This window comes from Pseudoflavonifractor sp. An44 (genome assembly GCF_002161675.1).
Lineage (GTDB): Bacteria > Bacillota > Clostridia > Oscillospirales > Oscillospiraceae > Enterenecus > Enterenecus faecium.
Map to the genome: position 1 here is coordinate 1 of NZ_NFIH01000042.1, position 6,991 is coordinate 6,991.

The window sequence follows — 6,991 nt, forward strand, 5'->3', positions numbered from 1 at the left end:
CACTGATCTTGCTTGTTATAATTTGTCTTCACAAACAAATTGTAAAGCAAATGAAACGAGAGGCCAACCCCCAAAAAGGTTAGCCTCTCGTTTTGTTGTTCTGGCCTATTTTGCAACAGGCCCTTGCCCCTTGGTGATTGAGTGCATCTCGCTTCATCTTATACGCAAATGCTCTCTCGCTGGGCAACAAGGTCTCTCGCTGGAGATTGGAGTCCACCATGATAATGATAGCTGCATCATCATCCAGGTCACGGACGATAACCGGCATAGTCTCCATCCCAGCCAACTGGCTGGCCCGGTGCCGTCGGTGTCCAGACACGATTTCATAGCCGCCCTCCGGGTCCGGTCGGGCAATCGCCGGAACCAAGACACCATACTGCTTGACGCTCTCTACCGTCTCCATCATTTTCTCGTCATCCAGTACCTTGAACGGATGGCCCTTGAATGCATGAAGGTCGGAAAGAGGAATGTCCATCACCTTTTCCCGCTGGGCATCGTCCCGGTCTGCCTGAGTAGAGAACAGCTCATCGAGAGATGTCAGTGCGAACGATGTATCGTTTCTTTTCAAGCTGCATCACCTCCTGGGTCAGATTCTGGTACGCCTCGGCCACCTTGCCATTGGGGTCATGGGCAAAAATACTCTTGCCCTTGGCTGAGATTTCTTTGGCTCGGACCGAATGGGGAATTTCGGTGGAGAATACCTTGATTTTGGCTCCGTAAGTATCCCGCAAGAGTACGGCGGTTTCTCGGGCGAAGTTGGTACGGTTGTCCACCATGGTCATCAGGATACCGTCAATCTTCAGATTGGGATTGATTTGCCTCCGCACCTTATTGACCGTCTGGAGCAGCTGCTCTAATCCCTTGGCAGGCAAATACTCCGCTTGTACTGGAATGATTACCCGGTCAGCGGCAGCCAAGGCATTGATGGTCAGCATCCCCAAGGTGGGTGGGCAGTCCAGCAGGATGTGACTGTACTGCCCCTTGAACCGCTGGAGATATTGACGCAGGACGGTCTCCCGGCTCATAGCGTTGACAAGAGATACCTCCATGGCGGATAATCGGATATCGGAAGGCATCAAGTCAATGCCTTCTGGATGGCTCACCAGATGGTGATCCATCTTCCTCTCTTCAGCTCCTGGTTGATCGTCCATCAGGACTTGAGCCATTGCATCAGGTAAGGTAAACGGTAGCCGATCCGGCTGGCGAATCCCCAAACTGATGGATAGGCTCGCCTGTGGGTCACAATCAACCAGGAGTACTTCCTTTCCGGCCTGTGCCAATCCAATCCCCAGGTTGGCGCAGGTCGTTGTCTTTCCCACACCGCCCTTCTGATTGACTACAGCAATGATTTCTGTGTTCATTAAATCACCTCGTTACATTTTTAGCATAAAAAATGCCCAGAAACTTTAAAAGTCTCTAGGCATTATGCGGGCACCATAAAATTGGCATTATAAATGATGTCTAAATGTCGATTATACGAGTCAGAACGGATATTTCCTGAGAAAAGTGCTTTGTCCTTTGGAGTACATGTTAAAACTTTTTTATAAACTCTTGCCCACGGCTATTTTCCATGTGAGTGCCCTTCCTTTCTATGCGCTTTCTATGTGAGTATGTTATCATAGCAGAGCAAGTGTGTCAAGGCCAATCCTGCTCCTTTTTACTTGCAATGTAAGTAATTTTATGGTATCGTAGATACCACAAGGAAGGAGGTCCCTAAATGACCGTCAACCAGAGAATTAAAGAATTACGTCTCAAACTTGGTCTTTCCCAAGCTAAGTTTGCAAAAGCCATCTCCATATCGAACGGCTATATCGCTGGGCTGGAGCTTGGGAATAGGAATGTAAATGAACGCCTCATTAAACTTATCTGCATTACTTTTAATGTGAGGGAAGAATGGTTAAAAACCGGCAACGGGAATATGTTTAATGAAGAACCGAGCGAACTTGCAGAACTGGCTTATTCAACATTTAAGGAGCTTAAGCCTGAATTTCAAGAATATGTCCTCAAGCAAATGGATCAATTATTAGAGATACAAAATAGGATGCACGATGACTAACTTCTAGACCCAGATTTAGAGGACATTACCAACGCTATCTCTAGTAGCTCACGGCCTTTTGAGGGGTAGTCAGAGCGCAAAAAAGGAGAGCTGGCCCTCAATGGACAGCTCTCCTTTTCCCCTATTCATTTTTGGTACTCACTAATCGTCATAATGTCCCAGGCAGGAGATAATATACACGACCTCTTCCTGCTCAAAGTAAACGATGCGATTGGTTTCATCAATGCGGCGACTCCACAAGCCACTTAGGTTGCCCCGCAGCGGCTCCGGCTTTCCGATTCCCTCATAAGGGCTCCTCTGAATATCTTTTATCAGTGCATTGATCCGTTTCAGAGTCTTTTTGTCCTGTATCTGCCAATACAGATAGTCGCTCCACGCCCGATCCTCCCACAGCAATCTCATCAATCCACCTCATGCAAATCATGCTCAGCAAAGTGGGCCTTGCCCGCCTTGACGTCCTGCATGACACTCTCCAAGTGCCGGAGATTGCTTTCCGAATAAAATGGATCAGCTGAAACCTCAAATGGGATACGGCACTCTCTGCCAACCTTCTTTGCAAATATCGTAAAGGCTGCACTCATGGAAAGGCCCATCTCGGCACAGGCTCGCTCCATTCTTTTTTTCACATCTTCGTCCAGCTTAAAATTAACATTGACCGTGTGCGCCATATACAACACTCCCTTCCTACGTTCAGTATATGCAAAATTAAAGAAAAAAGCAAGTAATTTTCTTTACGACTTTATAAGGGGAATTTCCATGACAACAGGAGAGAAAATAAAGAGAATACGCATCTTTCGTGGTATGACCCAAAAAGAGCTTGGCGTCTTAGCTGGTCTTGGAGAGCCGAATGCCAATATTCGAATAGCTCAATACGAGTGTGACGCTCGTATTCCCAGGGCGAACTTGTTAGACAAATTCGCCTAAGTGCTGAAGGTCAATCCTCTGAACTTCCATTCCCCTGTGCCCGGAAGTGCAGAAGATGTTATCCAGACACTCTTCTGGATGGAGGAAGAAATACCCGGAGCAATTTGCTTGACCCAACTTGTAGGCACTCCCGATGAGACAAATCCTTTCCCCAATATTGTTGTTCAGCATAGCGACTCTGATGAGCAGGCCACAGAGGCCACCACAGGTCTTTACTTCCAAGATAGCGTAATGAACAACTATTTGCGTGAATGGCTCCTTCACCAGCAAGAACTACGCCGGGGAGAGATTACCCGTGATCAGTACTTCGAGTGGAAACTCAACTGGCCATACACATGAAAGAAGTTGACGTATTGGGCCTATTGTAGTACAATGTATTACGAAAGGAGTTGAGCCTATGAGTTTTTCCATCAGACTGACAGCAGAAGAAAAATCTTTGGCAGAAAGCTATGCAAAACTTCATTCCATGTCCCTTGGCGAAGCGTTCAAAACCGCTCTTTTTGAAAAAATCCAAGAGGAGTACGACATAGCAGTTGCCGATGCTGCACACCGTGAGTATGTTGAGGGCGGGATGCAGAGCAGGCCCATCTCTGCCCTGTGGGAAGAGCTAGATTTGTGAAATACTCCGTACACACAACAGCTCGCTTTGACCGAGAGTTCAAGAAACTAGACCGCTATACACAGCGAATGCTAAAAGCCTGGATTGAAAAAAATTTGGTGGACTGCCAAAATCCACGTTTACACGGGAAGGGCTTAACTGCAAATAGAAGTGGTCAGTGGCGATACCGAATCGGAGACTATCGACTCATTTGTGAAATCGAGGACGATAAGCTCGTCATACTTGCCCTCTCTGTAGGACATCGAAGAGACGTCTACCAACATTGAGAGACTGCACTGAAACAAAAGAAGCCTGGGGCGGTTCAATCCGCCCCAGGCCCTTTCCCATATCTAGAGAGTATGTTACAATTATAAAAACAAAAGTGAAGGCGGGTGATTCCGTGACAAACAAAGCCCTTTTGGATAAAATCGACCAATACGCAATGTTAATTAGGGAGCATCGGCCTTTGTCTCCAGACGAAGTGAAGGAGCTGGATGCCTACTTTCGGATCGGTACTACCTACTCCTCAAATGCTCTGGAAGGAAATTCTCTGACATTGTCTGAAACAAAGGTGCTGCTAGAGGACGGTATTACGGTGGGGGGCAAGCCCATTCGGGACTGCTACGAAGCCACAGGCCATGCCCGAGCCTACGACTATATGCTGGAGATTGCCCGGGGCGGACAGCTGGAATTTCGGGAAGAAACCATTCTTCATTTACACGGCTTGTTCTATGGCAGCATTGATCCAGACCACGCCGGGAGATACCGTAGCGGCCAGGTGTTTATCTCAGGTACAGAGTACATTCCTCCGCCCGCCGAAGAAGTGACCGCCCAAATGGCCAGCTTGGTAGATGATCTGAATAAGAGGAAAGATACCATGCACCCGGTACTGCTGGCTGCCTACGCACATCGGAGATTGGTTGACATTCATCCATTCCAGGATGGGAACGGACGTACTGCCCGTCTGCTTATGAATCTCATTCTGGTGAACAAGGGATACTGTCTGGTGTCTATTCCTCCTATTCTGCGCCACAGCTATATTACATCGATCCAGCAGGCTCAAAGGCGTCAGAACCCCAGTGATGTTGCTTTTGTCAATCTGATCTGTGAATGCGAGTTGGAGGCCCAAAGGGATTATTGCAGGATGTTCCGCATTAAGCTCCCGGAGCGAAAAAAAACGTCCCTGGAACGATAAAACAGGCATAAAAGAACGCTGTCTCTCAAATCCGAGAGGTAGCGTTCTTGCCCATCCTATAAACTCATGGTACAATGACGACAAATACATGCGAAAAAGGTGTACTCTATGAACAACTACGAGAAAGCTGTACACTTATGGCAACTGCGAAATGTCTCTACAGATGCAGAACTTGCAGAAGCCCTAAATGGCCACAGCATTACCTTTGCTTACAATTCCGGTAAAATTGAAAACGACAACATCACCTATCACGACACCCGGGATATCTTTGAGCGAGATGGTGTCTCCTCCTATACTGGCGATCTCCGCACCCTCTTTGAAATCAAGAATTCCAAAGACGCCAATGAGTTTTTCCTTCAGTCTTTCAATCAACGGACGCCGTTGAACGAAGGTTTTATCAAGGCACTACAACAGCTGCTAACCAAGGGTACCTATGACCCAAGGCGTTATCAGCTCGGCGAACGGCCCGGAGAATACAAACACCATGACTATGCGACAGGGAAAGAAGAAGTTGGAGCTGCTCCTGAAGATGTTGCTGATGAAGTGTCGGAGCTACTGGATGAGCTCCAGGACATCTCTGATGCCAACGCCCTGACGGCCGCTGCCTACTTTCATGCCAAATTTGAAAACATTCACCCCTTTGCAGATGGAAATGGGCGAACGGGTCGGCTGGCCATGAACTACTTTCTCGTGTTGCACGGTCACCCTCCCATTGTTATTCACGAAGAGGATCGCAAGGCATACTATCAAGCCCTGGAAGCCTGGGATACTCACCAAGAGTTAGGCCCTTTGTGTGACTTTCTTAGAGCACAAACGGCAAAGACCTGGGAAAAGCAAATCCAGCGAGCTGAACGCAAACACCATCGGGGCCAAGCACGCTAAGGTCCTTACAAGAATAGAATTAAGCCGATGTCGGACACCATGCCCGACATCGGCTTAGTTCTATTCTTCTAGTTGGTTTCTAGCATGCACGTGTAGCCCCCCAACGATTAAGATGGTCAATCCAAAGACAACCACACCCCAAATCATGTCCCCTTCACTGTACGCTATCAGACCAAAGGCAGATGCGTAGGCCAATGTAAAAAGACCACCAATCACCCAGAAGCCAATGGTTGTTGTCTGCAACATGAAGATAAGAAAAAACGCCGCCAGTCCGATCACAATACATATCGCCGGGTGGATATGCGCAAAGTGATTACACGCCATTCCGGCAGCCACTCCAGTGAGAGCACTGTCAAAAAAGATGATTTGTGAGAACCACAGGCCAACCACCCCAGCAAGCACTTGCAACCCAATTGACAGACATACCAAACCCACTAACACAGCAATATACATAATTTCTCTCTTCTCTCTGTTTTTGACATTTTACCAAAGTCACTTTCTTTTGTTCATCGTATGTTGGTAGCTTCTCCTGTGTTGACGGAACCGCATAATTGTAGTACAATGTATTACGAAAGGAGTTGAGCCTATGAGTTTTTCCATCAGACTGACAGCAGAAGAAAAATCTTTGGCAGAAAGCTATGCAAAACTTCACTCCATGTCCCTTGGCGAAGCGTTCAAAACCGCTCTTTTTGAAAAAATCCAAGAGGAGTACGACATAGCAGTTGCCGATGCTGCACACCGTGAGTATGTTGAGGGCGGGATGCAGAGCAGGCCCATCTCTGCCCTGTGGGAGGAGCTAGATTTGTGAAATACTCCGTACACACAACAGCTCGCTTTGACCGAGAATTCAAGAAACTAGACCGCTATACACAGCGAATGCTAAAAGCCTGGATTGAAAAAAATTTGGTGGACTGCCCAAATCCACGTTTACACGGGAAGGGCTTAACTGCAAATAGAAGTGGTCAGTGGCGATACCGAATCGGAGACTATCGCCTCATTTGTGAAATTGAGGATGATAAACTCGTCATACTTGCTCTCTCTGTAGGACATCGAAGAGACGTCTACCAACACTGAGAGACTGCACTGAAACAAAAGAAGCCTGAGGCGGTTCAGTAATGTGCCGATTCTTTGCAGTGTCCAGAAGCGGCTATTACAGCTTTGTAAAGCGGATGAAGCGACCCGAAAAAGATGCTGTCCTTGCTGAAATCATCCGGCAACAGCAGGCAAAATGCTTTCATACCTACGGATACCGACGGATGTGGCAGTGGCTGAAAGGCAGCAAAGAGATTTGCCACAACCCAAAGACCATTTTGCGTGTTATGAAGAAATACGACCT

General features: G+C 47.5%; 13 protein-coding genes and 1 pseudogene. 8 read left to right on the plus strand and 6 right to left on the minus strand.

From position 1 onward, the window contains the following. Window positions 1-103: 103 nt before the first annotated feature. A pseudogene (locus B5F98_RS12360) lies at window positions 104-475 on the minus strand (ParB/RepB/Spo0J family partition protein); the annotation flags it as partial. Between the two features lie 49 nt (window positions 476-524). Next, the gene (locus B5F98_RS12365; protein ID WP_087373245.1) at window positions 525-1,361 is read right to left on the minus strand and encodes a ParA family protein; all 837 of its coding nucleotides are present in this window, start codon (window positions 1,359-1,361) and stop codon (window positions 525-527) included. 356 nt (window positions 1,362-1,717) lie between these two features. On the opposite strand from B5F98_RS12365, the gene B5F98_RS12370 reads away from it, so the two are divergent. Next, entirely contained in the window at window positions 1,718-2,056 is a 339-nt protein-coding gene (locus B5F98_RS12370; RefSeq protein WP_087373248.1) for a helix-turn-helix transcriptional regulator, read from the plus strand. 141 nt (window positions 2,057-2,197) lie between these two features. Here the strand turns inward: B5F98_RS12370 and B5F98_RS12375 are convergent, their stop codons facing one another. Next, the gene (locus B5F98_RS12375) at window positions 2,198-2,458 is read right to left on the minus strand and encodes a Txe/YoeB family addiction module toxin (protein ID WP_087373251.1); all 261 of its coding nucleotides are present in this window, start codon (window positions 2,456-2,458) and stop codon (window positions 2,198-2,200) included. Next, window positions 2,458-2,724 carry a type II toxin-antitoxin system RelB/DinJ family antitoxin gene (locus B5F98_RS12380; RefSeq protein WP_087231130.1) on the minus strand — a complete coding sequence of 89 codons (267 nt, stop codon included), beginning with the start codon at window positions 2,722-2,724 and terminating at the stop codon, window positions 2,458-2,460. Before B5F98_RS12380 ends, B5F98_RS12375 begins: the two co-directional genes overlap by 1 nt. Before the next feature lie 256 nt (window positions 2,725-2,980). Here B5F98_RS12380 and B5F98_RS12385 point away from each other — a divergent pair, with 256 nt between their 5' ends. The 5 genes from B5F98_RS12385 to B5F98_RS12405 all read left to right on the plus strand — a co-directional run bounded on the left by B5F98_RS12385 (window position 2,981) and on the right by B5F98_RS12405 (window position 5,655). Then, window positions 2,981-3,319: a hypothetical protein gene (locus B5F98_RS12385; protein ID WP_242961685.1), complete on the plus strand. Its 339-nt coding sequence runs from the start codon at window positions 2,981-2,983 to the stop codon at window positions 3,317-3,319. Between the two features lie 58 nt (window positions 3,320-3,377). Next, window positions 3,378-3,599 (plus strand): DUF6290 family protein, encoded by a 222-nt coding sequence (locus B5F98_RS12390; RefSeq protein WP_087373255.1) that lies wholly within the window; start codon window positions 3,378-3,380, stop codon window positions 3,597-3,599. Then, complete coding sequence (locus B5F98_RS12395) at window positions 3,596-3,865, plus strand: type II toxin-antitoxin system RelE/ParE family toxin (RefSeq protein ID WP_087373258.1); 270 nt, start codon at window positions 3,596-3,598, stop codon at window positions 3,863-3,865. The genes B5F98_RS12390 and B5F98_RS12395 overlap by 4 nt, the downstream gene beginning before the upstream one ends. A 113-nt stretch (window positions 3,866-3,978) precedes the next feature. Beyond that, on the plus strand, window positions 3,979-4,773 hold the full coding sequence (locus B5F98_RS12400) for a Fic family protein (protein WP_087373260.1): 795 nt from the start codon (window positions 3,979-3,981) through the stop codon (window positions 4,771-4,773). Window positions 4,774-4,881: 108 nt separating this feature from the next. Next, window positions 4,882-5,655 carry a Fic family protein gene (locus B5F98_RS12405; RefSeq protein WP_087373263.1) on the plus strand — a complete coding sequence of 258 codons (774 nt, stop codon included), beginning with the start codon at window positions 4,882-4,884 and terminating at the stop codon, window positions 5,653-5,655. Window positions 5,656-5,715: 60 nt separating this feature from the next. Here the strand turns inward: B5F98_RS12405 and B5F98_RS12410 are convergent, their stop codons facing one another. Next, window positions 5,716-6,108 carry a hypothetical protein gene (locus B5F98_RS12410; protein ID WP_087373265.1) on the minus strand — a complete coding sequence of 131 codons (393 nt, stop codon included), beginning with the start codon at window positions 6,106-6,108 and terminating at the stop codon, window positions 5,716-5,718. 133 nt (window positions 6,109-6,241) lie between these two features. Between B5F98_RS12410 and B5F98_RS12415 the strand changes: the two genes are divergently transcribed. Beyond that, entirely contained in the window at window positions 6,242-6,463 is a 222-nt protein-coding gene (locus B5F98_RS12415) for a DUF6290 family protein (RefSeq protein ID WP_087373255.1), read from the plus strand. Next, a complete protein-coding gene (locus B5F98_RS12420) occupies window positions 6,460-6,729 on the plus strand; it encodes a type II toxin-antitoxin system RelE/ParE family toxin (RefSeq protein WP_087373270.1) in 270 nt (89 codons plus the stop codon). Before B5F98_RS12415 ends, B5F98_RS12420 begins: the two co-directional genes overlap by 4 nt. Window positions 6,730-6,764: 35 nt before the next feature. Here the strand turns inward: B5F98_RS12420 and B5F98_RS13415 are convergent. Then, on the minus strand, window positions 6,765-6,991 hold a 227-nt coding region (locus tag B5F98_RS13415; protein ID WP_242961686.1), incomplete at its 5' end, for a hypothetical protein.

What these genes read in the sequence shown, in the direction of transcription:
- B5F98_RS12415 (WP_087373255.1), top strand. Translation starts at nt 6,242, where the DNA reads ATGAGTTTTTCCATCAGACTGACAGCAGAAGAAAAATCTTTGGCAGAA.
- B5F98_RS12405 (WP_087373263.1), top strand. Translation starts at nt 4,882, where the DNA reads ATGAACAACTACGAGAAAGCTGTACACTTATGGCAACTGCGAAATGTC.
- B5F98_RS12365 (WP_087373245.1), bottom strand. Translation starts at nt 1,361, where the DNA reads ATGAACACAGAAATCATTGCTGTAGTCAATCAGAAGGGCGGTGTGGGA.
- B5F98_RS12380 (WP_087231130.1), bottom strand. Translation starts at nt 2,724, where the DNA reads ATGGCGCACACGGTCAATGTTAATTTTAAGCTGGACGAAGATGTGAAA.
- B5F98_RS12410 (WP_087373265.1), bottom strand. Translation starts at nt 6,108, where the DNA reads ATGTATATTGCTGTGTTAGTGGGTTTGGTATGTCTGTCAATTGGGTTG.
- B5F98_RS12375 (WP_087373251.1), bottom strand. Translation starts at nt 2,458, where the DNA reads ATGAGATTGCTGTGGGAGGATCGGGCGTGGAGCGACTATCTGTATTGG.
- B5F98_RS12370 (WP_087373248.1), top strand. Translation starts at nt 1,718, where the DNA reads ATGACCGTCAACCAGAGAATTAAAGAATTACGTCTCAAACTTGGTCTT.
- B5F98_RS12390 (WP_087373255.1), top strand. Translation starts at nt 3,378, where the DNA reads ATGAGTTTTTCCATCAGACTGACAGCAGAAGAAAAATCTTTGGCAGAA.